We start from the raw sequence: 15,463 nt of genomic DNA on the forward strand, positions 1-15,463 counted from the left end.
TTTGATAGTGTTTGTGCATTCGTCAGCATTTACTTTCTCTTCATCTCCTGACTCAGACACACAAGCATATTCTTTTAGAGTACCTTGAAGGTATTAGTGTCTATATTAGGAGTGAAGCAATTATGTCTTCATCAACCAAGGAAAAGAAATACTGTAAATGGTTTTGGGATGAAACCCTTGGCGGAGAGTTTGATACTTGGGGTACTAGTACCTACTTTATAGAAGTAATACAAGTAGGTAACGATTTATGCGCTACAAGACAAATAGAGGTTTACGAAAACGGTAATGTCTTGTTTTATGATGACAATCATTTTGCCGATAATTATGGAATGTTGTGTGACAAACCCCTCAGTAAAGCAGATTTACTAGAGTTTGGGATTACAAGAGCCGAGTTTGAACAAATTTGGCAAACAAAAACACCAATCAATAGATTAAGCTGGCTAGCGGAAGCCGAACAGTATGAGATTTCTAATTAGTCCAACTGCGTTTAGCCGTCCAGTGGCGATCGCTTGACTGATAAATCTCCACACCTGTTAACCCTGCTGTTATAATCAGCTGATTAACCTCATCTAACGTCAATGCAGCGTGGAGCGAATCACGAAATAATTTTTTCTGATAGTCATCGTATTCATTCCCAATACTTGCCACTAAAGCGTTCATCGTTGCTTCATCCTCAGGACGAAGTAAATCACGGATAAAAATACCGCCTTGAGGTTTGCAAACGCGCTTGATTTCGGCAAAAAAAGGTAAAGGGTCAGGTAGATGGTGAACTAGACTGTTAGAAACGACCAAATCAAATATCCCATCCTCGTAAGGTAAACGTTTCGCATCTACCAGTTCCAAACGAATATGTTCTTGTAACCCAGACTGCTGGACGTGCTGTGTAGCAATTTGTAGCATATTTTCAGCCATATCAATCGCCACTAACTGCCACTGAGGACGTTTCTGACAGATTAAAACCGGAATCCGTGCAGTACCAGTACCCGCATCCAAGACTAAACCATGTTCTGATAGACCACAAGCCACTGCCTCTTCCGCAAAAGCATTATTTACCTCGGTAAAATCCATTGCATCATATTCACTAGCTTCCTCCCAACTATCCATCACTTCTGGTTCTAGTTGTCTGTGCATTGCTAATACCTCTATCCGTATAAGTAAAAACTAGCAAGAAATAGGGACGCTGAGGCTATGGATGGAGAATTGAACTAGTTATTTTACTGAAATGAAAACAATTATCAGTCTTTTGCATGAAAGAAGCGGCTAATTTTTGGGAATACTAAATACGTCACCCCAGTTATCAGGAATTGGTCAATGTCAAACGGTGAAGGGAACAACAGCATCAACAATAAGGTTCCTGTACAAGTTGCCAAATACCCCAAACAAGTGAGGCGCAACACAATTACTCACGAATTTGACCAAGGTGAGCCGAAAGAATCATTGGTTCCTCCAGAAAACGACAATCGCTCATCAGAGGCATCCCAGTTACTGCGGCAAGGAATTCAACAACAGCAGGCTGGAGACTTAATAACAGCCATCAAGTCCTTACAGCAATCCCTAGAGATGTTTCAGCTAGCCAGGGATGTCAAACAACAAGAACAAGTCCTATCGTTGCTGGCATTAATCACTTACACTTCAGGAGATTATAGAAATGTTATTGCTTATTGCCAAAAGTGTTTATCCTTGACAGATAACCCGGATTTATCAGTAAGGATGCAAATACTGTCTCATTTGGGTAATGCTTACCGTCATCTGAACGACTATAACAAAGCCATTGAGTTTCTCCAAGCGTGTTTGCAACTAACTCAAACATTGCAAGACAAACGGAGTCAAGTTGCAGCCTTAAATAATTTGGGATTAGTATATAAAGCCTCTGGTAATTTTAATCAAGCAATTGGGTATCAAGAACAAAGCCTCATCATTGTTGAAGAACTCAAAGATAGCTGGGGCATAGAACAAGTGCTGAAAAATCTAGGCAATACTTGGTATGCTTTGGATAATTACCCAAAAGCGATCGCCTACTACGAAAAATGCGTCAAAATAGCACTCTCCTTAAATAATCCTCGTAGTGCTGCTCAAGTATTGAAAAACTTGGGTAATGCTTGCTATGCGATCGGCGATTATGCTAAAGCCATTAAATACTATGAAAAACGCTGGCAATTAGCTAGAGACCTCAAAGATAAGCGTAGTGAAGAACAGTCTCTTGGTAGTTTAGGTGTTACCTGTGAAGCTTTAGGTGACCATAGCAGAGCTATTACATACTATGAAGCACGCCTATTGTTAGCCAGAAGCATCAAAGACAAACGCATTGAAGAACAAGCTCTTGCCAGTCTGAAAATAGCTTGTTATGCCTTAGGGGATTATGCCAAAGCCATGCAATATGAACAAGGAACATCCACCAGTACCTAAACTACATACAATTCATTTAGCCGCATCATCCCTAGAATTCACTGATACAATAAGAATCTAGTCAATGTTCAGTGTTCAGTAACAGTACCTGTCTGAGAGATATCTTACAAAAGTTATAGCCCATTAGATTCACACAAATTAGCTGTCACTAGGCCAATTATCCAGATTTTCATGAGTAGCGAAATCCAACTCAGCCTCTTTAACGAAGAATCAAACTTTAACCAACAAGATTTGATTCCCAAGGATGCCAAAATTCCCATTCCACCCGGAACGTATACCAATATGACCGAGTTGGCACAGCATTGTAATCAGTGCCAGCGTTGTGAATTGGGTAGCACCCGTACCCATGCTGTGGTCGGCAGAGGTAACCTCAAAGCACCTATTATGGTCGTTGGAGAAGCACCTGGTCAAAATGAAGACGAAACAGGCCTGCCTTTTGTCGGTAGATCAGGGCAGTTGCTAGATAAAATCTTAGCATCAGTGGATTTGACTACTGAGCATGATGTTTATATTGCTAACATTAATAAGTGCCGACCACCTGATAATCGAGTTCCTACCCCTAATGAAATGGCGGCTTGTTTACCATATTTATTAGAACAAATACGCCTTGTTAACCCCAAAATCATTTTGCTCACAGGTGCAACCGCCGTCAAAGGACTTACTGGTGATAAACGCGGCATTACAAAGATTCGCGGCCAGTGGATAGAGTGGGCAGGACATTTATGTATGCCCATTTTCCACCCCTCTTATTTATTGCGTAACCCTTCTAAGGAGCAAGGTAGTCCTAAATGGTTAATGTGGCAAGATATACGAGCAGTACGCACTAAGTACGATGAAATACGGGAAAGCAATTGAATTAAAAAGCTTTCTTCGTATTCGGCTAATTGCTGACGATATGGTTACTTTGCTGGGTAATAGGTAATTGTTTTTTACTATTATTTATGGCGCTACGCGTGTCAGTTGTCAGTTGTTGAAAGGATATAGTTTAATACCCCATCCCAAGAGTGGGTGGTTTGTAGGCGTTTTCTTGAAAAGTTGCTCCTCTTGGGTAGAACCCAAGACCGCACTTTTCGCTTTGCTACTGACTACTGACTACTGACAAACACTCCATCCCCTTATGGGTGGATTTTTTATTTCTTTAGCCATAGATAACTCACGATTCAATCTAAAAACTATTCATATTTCATTAGTAATTAAAATAATAAGATCATTACGAATATTGTTGTTAATCTCTACTTTTCCTCTAATAAACTCGTGTTTTTCATTTCATCTTCTGGTGATAATCAAATGTTCTGTTTCAGGAAATATTTCTTTGGGTAGTAGAGTTATTACCTGAAAAAGCAAGATGGTTAGCAGTAGGAGGTGAAAATGGGTCAACTCATGAGCCAAGAGGCAACGGACAAGCTGTTATCGATATCGCCCAATCTCATAACGACACGAATCTGGCACGATTTGAGGGTAATGCGGTGCAAAAAACCGTCGAGCAAGTGGGTTTAGCAAAATTGGTTGAGTCGAATGTGCGTTTCACACGCGCCAACATTGAAGGTCGAAAAACTCTACTTTGTGTAATTTATGTGCAGCATCAACCGCACGTTACAGCATCTAGTGAAGAAATTAGCGATCGCCTCACCCAAGATATTCAAACTCAATTATTAAACCAAGATTTTAATATCACACCTTTCAAATGCCTGTGAAGATTGTTTACTGAAATTAGCGATCGCTCCTCATAGACCTTCCTATATCGAAAGCAACCTAATAGTTATTTCTCCCCTTGCTTACCATACTTTTTCACATAAGTCTTGATCTAAAAACCAAAATTAAATGAGGAAAGTTCATGAATGCAGAAATCTCCACAGCGTGGGATAAGGTTCAAAGCATGATCAACGGTTTCATTGCTTTGCTACCCAATATGGCCTTAGCGTTGATTGTCTTTCTAATATTTTTGTTTGTTGCTAGCAGAATTAAGGCACTAGTCAAGCGATTAACTCGCAATCGTCGTTCTGCACGGAATCTGGGATTAGTGTTAGGAAGATTAGCGCAAGGTGTAACAATTTTGATTGGGTTGTTTATCGCCCTTTCCATTGTGATCCCCACATTTAGAGCAGGTGATTTGGTGCAACTGTTGGGAATTAGTGGTGTTGCCATTGGTTTTGCCTTCCGCGATATTCTGCAAAACTTCCTCTCTGGGATTTTAATTCTGCTAACTGAACCTTTTCAAATCGATGACCAAATTGTATTTAAAGGCTTTGAGGGGACTGTAGAGAATATCGAGACACGGGCAACGACAATTAGAACTTATGACGGTCGGCGGATTGTTATTCCTAACTCTGAGTTATTTACTAATTCGGTAACTGTTAACACTGCCTTTGATAGCCGTAGATTAGAGTACGATGTCGGTATTGGCTATGGCGATGACATGGATCTAGCCAAGCATTTGATGTTAAATGCAGTTCTTAGCATAGATGAAGTTTTAAAAGATCCTGCGCCTGATGTACTGGCAATGGAACTTGCCGAAAGTACGGTCAATATTCGTGTGCGTTGGTGGATTAAACCACCACGCAGGGCAGATGATTTATCTTCGCGGGATAAGGTAATCTCTGCAATTAAGAAAACGCTTGTTGCTAACGGTATTGATTTACCCTTCCCAACACAACAAATTCTATTTCACGACCAAACCGAAGAGACAGATGGAAACCGCTCCCGTCAGCGTGAAGGTTGGCCAGCCGGGAAAAGCGAAGTACCAAAGCCTCGCCGTGTCAGTGATTCGCTCAGGTTACTTGCTCAAGCGCGCGCCTCACAAGATGGTAACGGCAAAGTAGATTCTTAAACTAACGAACGATGAAAAACTTCAAGATTAGCAAACAGTGGGATCAACTCCACTCCAGTTATCGTAAATTCAAGGGCTTAAGACCCCTCTCTTACAAAGTTCTGTGACGCTCTCTACGAGACGCTAAAAGCGAACGCAGACTCGCTAACGCCAGAAGCCGGCGCACCCTGCGGCAATACGGTTCGGATAAGCAAGGGAAGCAGAGGAGGTAGGGGAGGAAAGAAGTTTATTTTCATAATTTTTCTCTTCCCCTGCTTCTCTTCTCCCCTTACTTCCCCTGCCTGTCTTAACCAAGAAATCCCTTAACCGAACCGTATTGCACTCTGCGAGAACTCCTAAAGGCGAAGCCGTAGGCTTCTGAATTGTTAATGGTTCATACCAGCAGTTATGGCGGTAGTAGCTACTGCTTTAGCTTTCACCATGCTGAAGATGACCGTACAGACAAGGTAGAAATTGATTATTGGTGGGTTTAAACTGGTGGAGTTTTTTGGATTCGTGTCACATCAATGGCGACTGTAATGTGTCAGTATCCACAAAGCACACCGTTCCAAAATTACGAGCGCAGCGACAATGCCAACTGCCAAACCAAATAAAACTAGATTGTTTTCATTACCTGCCTTGAGAGCAAAACTTAATGAAGTGGCGACGGCGGGTGGATGAACGACATCTAAAAATATCATCAGAACAATTGTTAAAATCATGGCAATTCCAGCTGATAAATACCCAGGCCCTAAAGTCAAATAAATCAATAAGCCAATTATCGCTGCGAACATTTGAGAGATAATAAGTGTCCTTACTGTATTGGTTCCGTGTTGTGGATCTAAGTAAATCAGAAAAGAACTGGAAGCAAGAGAAGCAAATAAAAGTCGCTGACGACTAAGCACTTCAACCAATGCTAGCACCGTCAAGATCACCAGCGTTGGCATTGAGGCTAAAGCAAATTCACCCTTTAAAGTTAATCTACGCCTTTTGCGGTTATTTCCGGGCTTGATAGATTCTAATTCTTTATTTTCGTTCTTCATTCCTCCTTTTTCTCCTTCCTCATTAGATGTTTCTTAGGATAATCTAATGTTTATCTCTTGACTTCTGTCACTTGACTAACTTCAAAAGTCAGTGTGAATGCTTGACCCATTTCTTTAGAGGGAAATGCTTCTCAAGACCATTGCTACTTCCACAATCATCATGTCGGTTCAAAATACATTTATCCGTCCATCATTGAGTATATAGAGAGAGCGATGACCTTCGGTCGGTTGGAGACCATTGCCTGGGTAACGCCAAGTAGGGTGAAATTCTACACGTAGAGTGCCAAAGTTTGGTTTAGAAACAACAGCTTGTAATGGCGCTCCCGTTTCATCCCAAAAAACCAGAGAAAGATTCGGTTGGGAATCTTCCTGTTGGGGAAATTGCAGTTTTTGTTGAGGTTGTAGGTGAATGGGAGGCGCACCTTGGACTCTTTCTAGTTCGACTAAATTTGATGTCTTATTGATAATTTCTAAGCGAATCCGTTGCCCTGGTGTAAACTGTAGCGGTCGTGAGCCACATTTAGAAGCACAAGTTCCGGCTAATGTGGTGCTGGGATGGTCTATCGATACCACTAAAACAGTAGCTGCAACCAAGGCAAAAGGCAGTTTCTTAAACATACTATCCAGCATAAATAATTTTGGGTGGCGATCGCCGCGTCAATTTAATAAATTTTCGGCGTTCAGCGACAATACTTATGCAGAATAGTAGCCTAGTGGAGTGCTATCCAACCTCAGCAAATATCCAGAATTTACTTAAATCATCTCAAACTCTAATTGATGACTTTTGAGAAAATCATGGGTGAAATGATCAACCACATTAGTATCAGCAAGTTCTAAATTATAAAAATCTACAACCTCATGGTCAAAATATGGACCGGCGTGCCAAGTCCCCTGATTTAATTTAATAAAACAATTCCCTGGAATGCGGAAAGCTGCAATCTCTTCTAACATCGGTATATCTGCATCATTGTGAGGAGGACAAACCGCGATTAACCAATCCTTACCTGCTAGAGAACCTAAACATTGAGTGCATTGGAGATGGCGAGTAATTTTATGAAACTTCCGACCCCGTTTTTGCAGTTGCATAATATAAAAGCGGGGTGTACCATTCTGCAAATTTAATTGTGCATCTTCGGCATCAAAAGCTTTATCATCTGAACTAGGAAAAATTACTTGTCCATAACGCGAAAAATTCTCTGATGTTATCCACTCTACTGTTAATGTTTGGACGGTTTGTGATGTATTCATAGAATATTCATGGTAATTGGTAATTGATAATAATTGGAAGCTGATTTAATGTTGTTGGCATAGCCTACACCGATACAGAAAAAATTAAGATACCCATTGCCCACTACAATCATGGTAAGGTATATTGGACTCCCAACTTATGTAAGTTTAATTAATTCTTTACTCATTTTGATAACAGGAACTATTACTCCTTTACTCAATTGGTGGGGAGATTTTTCTATAGCATGGAATCCTAAGCGTAAATAAAATCCTTCAGCATAAAGACTAGCAGTTGTGATGACTTTATCAACTTTTTGCTGAGTTGCTTGATGAAAAAAATGTTCTACTAAGGCTCGGCCATTTCCTCTACCTTGATAATGAGGATGTACATATAAGGCAATTAATTCATCAACAATATAACTAGTAAATCCGACAATGTTATTGCCCTCAACTGCAACCCAGAATGTTTCTGATTTCATCCTTTTGAGAATATGAGAACCGTCTGGTTTAGACAAATGATTACGCCAAGCTAACAATTCTTGTCGGGTGTAAAAAGTTGCAGGTAGAGCTTTGATAGCAGCAATATGAACTGCACTCAGTACCCACGCATCTTGTTTTTCAGCAGGTCTCAAAAATATTCCATTGGCATTCATACAAAAATTTTACAGTTGAGAGATTACTGCTGGGACAAGGAGTTGTGTGATCTCACGTTCTAATGTCAGGATATCAAGTTTCTTGAGCCGTGTTTTGCTTTTGGTTAATTATTTGGGCAAATTGTCGTCTGGTTTCCGGTAAATTTTGACTAGCGGCTTGGACACGCGCCAAAACATCCGCAGGAGTGCTTGGAGGAGAACCGCTATTAACAAGGAGGCTGGGGATTGTATTTGATTTGTAGTTGAATTTATTGAGCGATCGCCTCTCCAAATCATTGCTTGTAATGAGATTACGGTCAATGACTACCCGTTCTTTCACTACATCCACGGAATGGGCAGCAATGATCATTCTTTCTCATCTCTGCTCATCTGTCCACATAGCAAATTCTCACAAAATTAGCAGATTTACCTCTCCTATTGCGCTGTAAACTACTTTTACAGGAGTTTAATAGGTAAAAGCAGCCTTGGAAAAATTGTTGAAAATATCGAGAATAATTGATGCCTTTACAGAACGCATAGGTCGATATACCAGTTGGTTGGTGTTAGTCATGGTCATACTAGGCGTGTGGAATGTTGTCGGGCGATATTTAGGCCGCATTAGCGGTAACAACCTCACATCCAACGCTTATATAGAAGCTCAATGGTATATTTTTGATGTAATTTTCTTCTTAGGGGCTGCTTATACCCTGAAGCATAATGAACACGTCCGCGTTGATATTTTTTATAGTAATTGGCAACGTCGGCGTAAAGCGATCGCCGACTTTCTCGGAACCATATTTTTTCTCATTCCTTTCAGCATCATAGTGATTTTTGTTTCTTGGGAAACCATTGTCGCATCATGGCAGATTGGTGAATTATCACCCGATCCAGGTGGGTTGCCCCGCTACCCCATTAAAGCCATGATTATCGTTGGCTTTGTGTTGTTAATTATTCAAGGAATTTCCCAAGCAATTAAAAATTTAGCAATTATCCAAGGCAGACTAGAACCCCAGGAGGAAAATCATGACACTGGCTTATGAATGGTTGGGGCCAGTGATGTTTGCTGGTGCTTTAGTTCTATTATCTTCAGGCTACCCAGTAGCTTTTTCTTTGGGTGGAGTAGCGATTTTATTTGGATTGTTGGGAATTGGTTTAGGTGTCTTTGACCCTATATTCCTCACAGCCATGCCACAGCGTATTTTCGGCATTATGGCTAATTATACCCTGTTAGCAATCCCTTATTTTATTTTTATGGGGGCAATGTTAGAAAAATCTGGCATTGCCGAAAGACTCCTAGAAACAATGGGTATTTTGTTAGGACGCTTGCGTGGTGGACTTGCTTTAGCCGTTGTCTTAGTAGGCGCATTATTAGCTGCAACCACTGGTGTAGTAGCAGCCACAGTGGTGGCAATGGGTTTGATTTCTCTACCGATTATGCTGCGCTATGGATACAACAAAGAATTAGCCACTGGTGTGATTGCTGCATCGGGAACCTTGGGACAAATTATCCCGCCGAGTGTGGTGTTAGTTGTATTAGGTGATCAATTGGGTATATCGGTAGGAGACTTGTTCATTGGTTCCGTGATTCCAGGTTTGATGATGGCAAGTGCTTTTGCCCTTCATGTATTAATTGTGGCTTTCATCAGACCGGATGTAGCTCCAGCCTTACCTGCCCAAGTGAGAGAAATCGGTGGTAAAGCCTTGGGAAAAAGGGTGATACAGGTGATGATACCGCCTTTGATACTGATTTTATTAGTATTGGGGAGTATCTTTTTTGGCTTTGCTACACCAACAGAAGCAGGTGCAGTAGGTTGTGCTGGGGCGATCGCTCTTGCGGCTGCTAATGGTCAATTCACTTTAGAATCATTACGCCAAGTCTGCGATACTACCTTACGCATCACTAGTATGGTAGTTTTTATCCTCATTGGCTCCACTGCATTTAGTTTAGTGTTCCGGGGATTGAACGGCGATCAATTCATGTTCGATGTCCTAGCCAATCTCCCTGGTGGTAAAATCGGCTTTTTGTTTGTCAGCATGACGACAGTATTTCTTTTGGGCTTTTTCATCGATTTTTTCGAGATTGCCTTTATTGTCATACCTTTATTTGTTCCAGTTGCCCAAAAATTAGGCATTGACTTAGTTTGGTACGGTGTGATTTTAGGCGCAAATTTGCAAACATCCTTTCTCACACCACCCTTTGGCTTTGCCTTATTTTATTTACGAGGTGTAGCACCACCAGAAGTCACCACATCAGATATTTATCGCGGTGTCATACCCTTTATTCTCTTGCAACTTTTAGTCCTGCTGTTAATCATTATTTTCCCCGGAATTGTCAGTTTCCTACCATCTTTGGGAAGTTAAAGTATTGGTAATTACGCAGTTTTCTTTTGCATTAAGTACAAGGTTATTAGTTTTAAGGCAGTCCCGATGAAAAAATTTCACAGTCATAGATGAAAGATATCTTTCCCCTACACCCCCACACCCTTACACCCCTATACCCTCTAAAAAAACTATTAGCAACTGACAACTGACTATTGACTAGAACTAGCAAAATTTTCATAGCTCAATTCATTAACCCGATTCCAGGCGAAAATCTGCTTACGGAAGGCTTTCCACTGCTCGTAAACTTGTTTGAAAGCTGCATCTTTACTAGCATTTTCTTCAAAAATATCAAAAGAAATTTTCTGAGCCGCCTGCATAATTTCTTGACTGTAGGGAACAAGCTTTGTCCCACCTGCTAGTAATCTTGTAAGCGCTTCTCCATTTAAAGCATCATACTGATTGAGCATCGTTAAGTTAGCTTCTACAGTCGCCGTTTTAAATATTTCCTGATATTCCTTTGGGAGACGATTCCAAGCATTCAGGTTAACTAATACATCCAAAGTTGGGCCTGGTTCCCACCAACCAGGATAATAGTAAAATTGGGCAGCTTTATTCAGTCCCAGTTTCTCGTCATCGTAGGGGCCTACCCATTCGGCTGCATCAATTGCACCTCTGTCTAAAGCTAAATAAATTTCGCCTCCTGGTAATACTTGCACATTTACACCTAAACGGGACATAACTTGTCCGCCTAAGCCCGGAATCCGCATTTTCAAGCCTTTGAGGTCAGAGACAGATTTAATTTCTTTTTTGAACCATCCCCCCATCTGTGCGCCGGTACTACCAGCCGGAAAATTAATCACATTGAAATTAGCATAAATTTTTTGGATAGCCGCTAGTCCACCACCCTGGTAAAGCCAAGCATACTGTTGTTGGGCATTTAAACCGAAGGGTACAGAGGTGGCGAAAGCCAAAGCCGGACTTTTACCGATGTAATAGTAACTGGATGTATGACCACATTCCACAGTTCCGGCTTGTACAGCATCGAGAACTTGCAAACCTGGTACTAATTCCCCCGCCGCAAATGGTGTAATTTTGAAACGCCCGTTGGTCATTTCTGCTACTCTTTTGGCAACGGTTTCTGCACCAATAAAAGTTCCTAAAGACTTAGGCCAGCTAGTCGTCATTCGCCAGCGCACGTTTGGTAATCCTGCTTGTACGGAAGATGTATTAGTTTGGGTACAGGAAACTAAAGCTGTAGTTGCTGTGGCGATCGCAGCAGTATTCAAAACTTCTCGGCGTTTCATAGTTTGGCGTTAGTTAGGGAAATGACGTAAATCCAGGCTGATACAGAACTTTATCAGTTTTTTGCCATTTTTTGCTTATTCTTAATTCCATTAAGCGAAAAATATACCAGCTTGGAACTCGACAGATGCACCTATAAATACACAACTTTCTAGAATAAGAGACCATTTAGGGACTTGCAGATAAACTAAAATCATTAAATCTTTGCTGGATTGACGATATATATTTATCATCCCAAGTACTGCCTAGTAATAGTACCCAATCCCCTTCATCTGAGGGAAATAGATGAATGTCTAGAGCAATTCCATTATTCGTTTTGATATGGGGTAAAAACAAAGGAATATCATCAAGTGGTAATAGCCCTTCTAAAAAAAATGCTTGCTCATTAATTTTCGCTCCCTGACAGAGATTGGTGAATCCATATTTAGCTATATCACCTCCCCATGTTAATAAGCTACCATCTTTTTTTACTAAAAAATAGGCAAGCGATCGCTCCATCAAGATCATATCCAGTAGATAGTTAATTACTGGATTAGGTATATTTAGCATTTATGTCTCCATAATTTTTTGAGCCAGAATTTGGAAAACATCTTCTACTCCTATTCCAGTTTTAGCACTAGTTTTTACTACATTCCACCCTTTTTCTACTAAAGAATTAAGTTCAGCCGGGTCTATCTCCCATTCATCAGTCATATCCCATTTATTCATCACTAAAACAAACGGAATTTGACCAAGATTATCTTCCAAGCTATTCTGTAAACGATAAGCTGTTTCTAATGTATTCTTGCGAGTTCCATCTACTACTAATAAATAGCCAGAACAACCCCGCATATATGACATTTGTAATTTTTGTAATTCATCTTCGCCATAAATATCCCAAATAATTAAATTAATGGAATTTTCTGGGAGATGAACAAGTTTTTTATCAACTTTAACTCCAACAGTAGTTTGATATTTTTCCGAAAAAATACTATAAACAAATCTAGCTACTAAACTAGTTTTACCAGTAGCAAATGCACCCACCATACAAATCTTTTTTTGAATCATACCCTTGAGTTTGATTTATTTCGAGCTGCCAACCCTCATAATTATGACCTTGAAAGACACTCTGCGATTAAATTTTTTACCTTCATCTGTCAATTCTGGCTGCAAAGGTTGGCTAGAACTTACTCCTAATACTTGTAACTGGCTGGTGCTAATCCCTTGAGAAGATAGATAAGATAAAACTCTCTGACTGCGTCCTGCGCTCAGTTGAGCATTCCTTGATTCTGTACCAGTAGTATTAGTATGTCCTATTATTTGAATATGTACATCTTTCTCTAGATATTTAGCGATGGGTAAAAGTTTTTTAATTGCTAATACTAAGTTATTTAATTTAGATAATTCACTAGGAATAATTTCTTGAGAGCCTTCTGGAAAAAAGATAATTTCTCGCTCAATTTGACTTTGGTATATTGCTAATTCGTTTAATTCGCTTTCTACAAGATCCTGATCTTGAAATTGAGTTAATCCGGGTATTACAGACCATGATTTACGTGTGGCTAAAATCCATTGACGGGGTGCAGAGCCAACAGCATAGAGAACGCCATTATGATCAATTCTTAGTGATGCAGTAGGTGGAGGTTGGAGTAATTTATTTACCCTTTTTATCATCAACTGGGGTTCTAAAGATAAATAACTTTGCCAATGACTGACAATTGTTTGAGGATTGAGTTTTGTTTGTTGTAGTAAGGTATGGGGATCTGATGCCAAGGGATCACGCAATCCAGAGATAAAATATTTACCGAACTGCTGTTTGGTGTCAGTTACCACAATACCGGGTTGAGAATCGAGTTCTTGCAAGTAAGCACGCCAACGTAATTGCTCTCTGACAGCAAGAAAACTCCAAATCCCACAGGCGATCGCTATAATACCTAAAAAAGTCCAAGCGTATTTGTAACTTTTTTTTGACGCAGATTTAAATTTATACTGGCTGATTAGGCAAGATTCTAAATAAGGCTGACATACTTGAAATGGTTTTGCATCCCCAGCAAAGTCTTTCATCTCTCGACTCAGCTTGAGATGAATTTTTTCAATTGCTGTTTGCAGACTTAATCTCAATTCTTGGGGGGGATTACCCCGGATTGTCGCCGCTAATAAGGCTTGTGGCCCTTCTGTAATCCAGATTCGCAGTTCTCCAAAACGCAAACTTTGCAATTGATCTGTTTTTTGAACACTAAAAGAATCTTTGATAAAGTCTTGAATAGCGGTCAACATCGCCACCACTAAATCTGGGTCTTGGCTGGTTACTTGATTGGCTACAAGATGTTGCAACAATAATCCTGTATTTTTATGTATTAAGAATATCTGTTCTACTCGATAAACTAATGTCCGCAATAAAACTATTTCTGCAAATGGTTTTCCTGTACGTTTCGCTTCTAGTCGCCATTGCAAACTTTCCCAGGAAAAACTATGCTCTAGAGCTTGGTTGAGGGATTGCATCATTTCATCGAGCAATGTAGCGATCGCTTTCCGAGATGCAGGAATAATGACTGGAAAAAAAGCTTCTGAAAGTATATTTTCATCTTGTTGAACAGAAACTTGAATCGCTTCTTCAACAATAGAAATCATCGCTGCAATTAGTTGTTTATCTTGTTGCGATCTTAAGATCACAGCCTCTGGAAGTAAGCGACTAATATCTTCTGGTCTGATGTGTGGATTATCTAAAAGTTCATAAAGTTGGTTAAGTTTAGCTGGCTCAACTCCCAACAACAAACTCCGAAGTTTACTAAGTTCATCATCAACTTTAGTGATTTTGTTAATTAATGATAAGTCATTACCAGGGGATATTTGACTGCTAGAATCTATTGCATCATTATTCATTAATATAATCCCCCAAACTACACTCTATAATTAGATAATTTTTTAGGCAAACTAGCCAGGAGAATTAGAATATATCTGGCAATATTTACCTCTTAAGTAAGCCAATGGGGACAACATAAAACTATATAAATAAAGATAAGCTAGGCTAAAAACCTCTTTCTTAGCCTTACAATCTCTGCCTTATCCAACCTGCAAATATTTACGCTGTTCTGCTTATGTACTGAAAATATTGGATGATTTTCTTATTTATTTAGCCGAAAAGCAATTTCTGTGAATAAATCTGCCAGATGAGTCCGGTCAGCTTTATCATGACTTAGTTGCTGAGTTTCTTTTTCTATCAAACTATTTATTTCTTCATATTTTTGTCTAATTTCATCTTGTAAATTTTTCGATTGAATTAAAATTTGTTCGCGTAGATTACGTTGATTACTAATAGTTTGTTCAGCAAACTGAACCAATTTCTTCTCTAATGATGTATGAAGAAATTTATACTCCTCCGTAATTGCTTTTAAATGAGATTCTCTTTCCATTTGCTCATTTTTTATACTTTCACTTAAAACTTCAACTTCCGCCTTTATATATACCTCTAAAGCATCCAAGCGTTCTTTAGTTTCATCTCGTACATGAGATAATTCTTTAACTATCCGTTCTTCCAAACCAGCAAACCTCTTGTCGAGTTCCTGCATTTGGTTACCAATGAGAATCTCTCTAATTTTGTCTAAATTATTACTTTCACTAACACTAGTACGGGATTGTTGTTTATTTATTGTTGAATTGATGCTACCGTTCTCTAATGATCTTGCATTGTTATCGGTAGAGGCTTCGGTTAGATTCATAGATGACAACCCTGATTAATACTGAAA

18 protein-coding genes are annotated in these 15,463 nt (G+C 39.7%); 7 read left to right on the forward strand and 11 right to left on the reverse strand.

The window, feature by feature from the left end; genetic code table 11:
- Positions 1 to 122: 122 nt before the first annotated feature.
- The gene (locus ACN222_RS15060) at positions 123 to 476 is read left to right on the forward strand and encodes a hypothetical protein (RefSeq protein WP_010997166.1); all 354 of its coding nucleotides are present in this window, start codon (positions 123 to 125) and stop codon (positions 474 to 476) included.
- Here the strand turns inward: ACN222_RS15060 and ACN222_RS15065 are convergent.
- Positions 469 to 1,131, reverse strand: a complete 663-nt coding sequence (locus ACN222_RS15065) for a class I SAM-dependent methyltransferase (RefSeq protein WP_010997167.1) — start codon at positions 1,129 to 1,131, stop codon at positions 469 to 471. The two genes, ACN222_RS15060 and ACN222_RS15065, sit on opposite strands and share 8 nt — an antisense overlap.
- 180 nt (positions 1,132 to 1,311) lie before the next feature.
- On the opposite strand from ACN222_RS15065, the gene ACN222_RS15070 reads away from it, so the two are divergent.
- The 4 genes from ACN222_RS15070 to ACN222_RS15085 all read left to right on the forward strand — a co-directional run bounded on the left by ACN222_RS15070 (position 1,312) and on the right by ACN222_RS15085 (position 5,233).
- The gene (locus ACN222_RS15070) at positions 1,312 to 2,406 is read left to right on the forward strand and encodes a tetratricopeptide repeat protein (protein WP_044521589.1); all 1,095 of its coding nucleotides are present in this window, start codon (positions 1,312 to 1,314) and stop codon (positions 2,404 to 2,406) included.
- Between the two features lie 171 nt (positions 2,407 to 2,577).
- Entirely contained in the window at positions 2,578 to 3,261 is a 684-nt protein-coding gene (locus tag ACN222_RS15075; RefSeq protein WP_010997169.1) for a uracil-DNA glycosylase, read from the forward strand.
- A 611-nt stretch (positions 3,262 to 3,872) separates the two neighbouring features.
- On the forward strand, positions 3,873 to 4,100 hold the full coding sequence (locus tag ACN222_RS15080; protein WP_010997170.1) for a DUF389 domain-containing protein: 228 nt from the start codon (positions 3,873 to 3,875) through the stop codon (positions 4,098 to 4,100).
- Between the two features lie 140 nt (positions 4,101 to 4,240).
- On the forward strand, positions 4,241 to 5,233 hold the full coding sequence (locus tag ACN222_RS15085) for a mechanosensitive ion channel family protein (RefSeq protein WP_010997171.1): 993 nt from the start codon (positions 4,241 to 4,243) through the stop codon (positions 5,231 to 5,233).
- 503 nt (positions 5,234 to 5,736) lie between these two features.
- On the opposite strand, the gene ACN222_RS15090 is transcribed toward ACN222_RS15085, so the two are convergent.
- From ACN222_RS15090 to ACN222_RS15110, 5 genes are all read right to left on the reverse strand, one after another.
- Positions 5,737 to 6,255 (reverse strand): HPP family protein, encoded by a 519-nt coding sequence (locus ACN222_RS15090; RefSeq protein ID WP_010997172.1) that lies wholly within the window; start codon positions 6,253 to 6,255, stop codon positions 5,737 to 5,739.
- 168 nt (positions 6,256 to 6,423) lie between these two features.
- The gene (locus ACN222_RS15095) at positions 6,424 to 6,873 is read right to left on the reverse strand and encodes a hypothetical protein (protein WP_044523095.1); all 450 of its coding nucleotides are present in this window, start codon (positions 6,871 to 6,873) and stop codon (positions 6,424 to 6,426) included.
- 135 nt (positions 6,874 to 7,008) lie between these two features.
- Positions 7,009 to 7,503, reverse strand: a complete 495-nt coding sequence (locus tag ACN222_RS15100; protein WP_010997174.1) for an ureidoglycolate lyase — start codon at positions 7,501 to 7,503, stop codon at positions 7,009 to 7,011.
- 137 nt (positions 7,504 to 7,640) lie between these two features.
- On the reverse strand, positions 7,641 to 8,135 hold the full coding sequence (locus ACN222_RS15105; RefSeq protein ID WP_010997175.1) for a GNAT family N-acetyltransferase: 495 nt from the start codon (positions 8,133 to 8,135) through the stop codon (positions 7,641 to 7,643).
- A gap of 73 nt (positions 8,136 to 8,208) precedes the next feature.
- Positions 8,209 to 8,484, reverse strand: a complete 276-nt coding sequence (locus tag ACN222_RS15110) for a hypothetical protein (RefSeq protein WP_096637159.1) — start codon at positions 8,482 to 8,484, stop codon at positions 8,209 to 8,211.
- A gap of 115 nt (positions 8,485 to 8,599) precedes the next feature.
- Between ACN222_RS15110 and ACN222_RS15115 the strand changes: the two genes are divergently transcribed.
- Both ACN222_RS15115 and ACN222_RS15120 read left to right on the forward strand, forming a co-directional pair.
- Positions 8,600 to 9,154: a TRAP transporter small permease subunit gene (locus ACN222_RS15115; protein ID WP_010997177.1), complete on the forward strand. Its 555-nt coding sequence runs from the start codon at positions 8,600 to 8,602 to the stop codon at positions 9,152 to 9,154.
- On the forward strand, positions 9,138 to 10,475 hold the full coding sequence (locus ACN222_RS15120) for a TRAP transporter large permease (RefSeq protein ID WP_010997178.1): 1,338 nt from the start codon (positions 9,138 to 9,140) through the stop codon (positions 10,473 to 10,475). Before ACN222_RS15115 ends, ACN222_RS15120 begins: the two co-directional genes overlap by 17 nt.
- 170 nt (positions 10,476 to 10,645) lie before the next feature.
- On the opposite strand, the gene ACN222_RS15125 is transcribed toward ACN222_RS15120, so the two are convergent.
- The 5 genes from ACN222_RS15125 to ACN222_RS15145 form a co-directional block, all read right to left on the reverse strand.
- Positions 10,646 to 11,740 carry a TRAP transporter substrate-binding protein gene (locus tag ACN222_RS15125; protein WP_010997179.1) on the reverse strand — a complete coding sequence of 365 codons (1,095 nt, stop codon included), beginning with the start codon at positions 11,738 to 11,740 and terminating at the stop codon, positions 10,646 to 10,648.
- A gap of 166 nt (positions 11,741 to 11,906) precedes the next feature.
- Positions 11,907 to 12,287 (reverse strand): hypothetical protein, encoded by a 381-nt coding sequence (locus ACN222_RS15130; protein ID WP_010997180.1) that lies wholly within the window; start codon positions 12,285 to 12,287, stop codon positions 11,907 to 11,909.
- Positions 12,288 to 12,785 (reverse strand): Rab family GTPase, encoded by a 498-nt coding sequence (locus tag ACN222_RS15135; RefSeq protein WP_010997181.1) that lies wholly within the window; start codon positions 12,783 to 12,785, stop codon positions 12,288 to 12,290.
- Positions 12,786 to 12,800: 15 nt separating this feature from the next.
- Complete coding sequence (locus ACN222_RS15140; RefSeq protein WP_010997182.1) at positions 12,801 to 14,600, reverse strand: OmpA family protein; 1,800 nt, start codon at positions 14,598 to 14,600, stop codon at positions 12,801 to 12,803.
- 242 nt (positions 14,601 to 14,842) lie between these two features.
- Positions 14,843 to 15,436 (reverse strand): hypothetical protein, encoded by a 594-nt coding sequence (locus ACN222_RS15145; RefSeq protein ID WP_010997183.1) that lies wholly within the window; start codon positions 15,434 to 15,436, stop codon positions 14,843 to 14,845.
- Positions 15,437 to 15,463 lie beyond the last annotated feature (27 nt).

The sequence above is a fragment of the Anabaena sp. FACHB-595 genome (genome assembly GCF_048568275.1).
Lineage (GTDB): Bacteria > Cyanobacteriota > Cyanobacteriia > Cyanobacteriales > Nostocaceae > Trichormus.

Coding starts and splice junctions, on each gene's coding strand:
- ACN222_RS15065 (WP_010997167.1), bottom strand. CDS start 1,131: ATGCACAGACAACTAGAACCAGAAGTGATGGATAGTTGGGAGGAAGCT.
- ACN222_RS15090 (WP_010997172.1), bottom strand. CDS start 6,255: ATGAAGAACGAAAATAAAGAATTAGAATCTATCAAGCCCGGAAATAAC.
- ACN222_RS15145 (WP_010997183.1), bottom strand. CDS start 15,436: ATGAATCTAACCGAAGCCTCTACCGATAACAATGCAAGATCATTAGAG.
- ACN222_RS15140 (WP_010997182.1), bottom strand. CDS start 14,600: ATGAATAATGATGCAATAGATTCTAGCAGTCAAATATCCCCTGGTAAT.
- ACN222_RS15095 (WP_044523095.1), bottom strand. CDS start 6,873: ATGTTTAAGAAACTGCCTTTTGCCTTGGTTGCAGCTACTGTTTTAGTG.
- ACN222_RS15075 (WP_010997169.1), top strand. CDS start 2,578: ATGAGTAGCGAAATCCAACTCAGCCTCTTTAACGAAGAATCAAACTTT.
- ACN222_RS15085 (WP_010997171.1), top strand. CDS start 4,241: ATGAATGCAGAAATCTCCACAGCGTGGGATAAGGTTCAAAGCATGATC.
- ACN222_RS15100 (WP_010997174.1), bottom strand. CDS start 7,503: ATGAATACATCACAAACCGTCCAAACATTAACAGTAGAGTGGATAACA.
- ACN222_RS15130 (WP_010997180.1), bottom strand. CDS start 12,287: ATGCTAAATATACCTAATCCAGTAATTAACTATCTACTGGATATGATC.
- ACN222_RS15070 (WP_044521589.1), top strand. CDS start 1,312: ATGTCAAACGGTGAAGGGAACAACAGCATCAACAATAAGGTTCCTGTA.
- ACN222_RS15135 (WP_010997181.1), bottom strand. CDS start 12,785: ATGATTCAAAAAAAGATTTGTATGGTGGGTGCATTTGCTACTGGTAAA.
- ACN222_RS15110 (WP_096637159.1), bottom strand. CDS start 8,484: ATGATCATTGCTGCCCATTCCGTGGATGTAGTGAAAGAACGGGTAGTC.
- ACN222_RS15120 (WP_010997178.1), top strand. CDS start 9,138: ATGACACTGGCTTATGAATGGTTGGGGCCAGTGATGTTTGCTGGTGCT.
- ACN222_RS15060 (WP_010997166.1), top strand. CDS start 123: ATGTCTTCATCAACCAAGGAAAAGAAATACTGTAAATGGTTTTGGGAT.
- ACN222_RS15125 (WP_010997179.1), bottom strand. CDS start 11,740: ATGAAACGCCGAGAAGTTTTGAATACTGCTGCGATCGCCACAGCAACT.
- ACN222_RS15105 (WP_010997175.1), bottom strand. CDS start 8,135: ATGAATGCCAATGGAATATTTTTGAGACCTGCTGAAAAACAAGATGCG.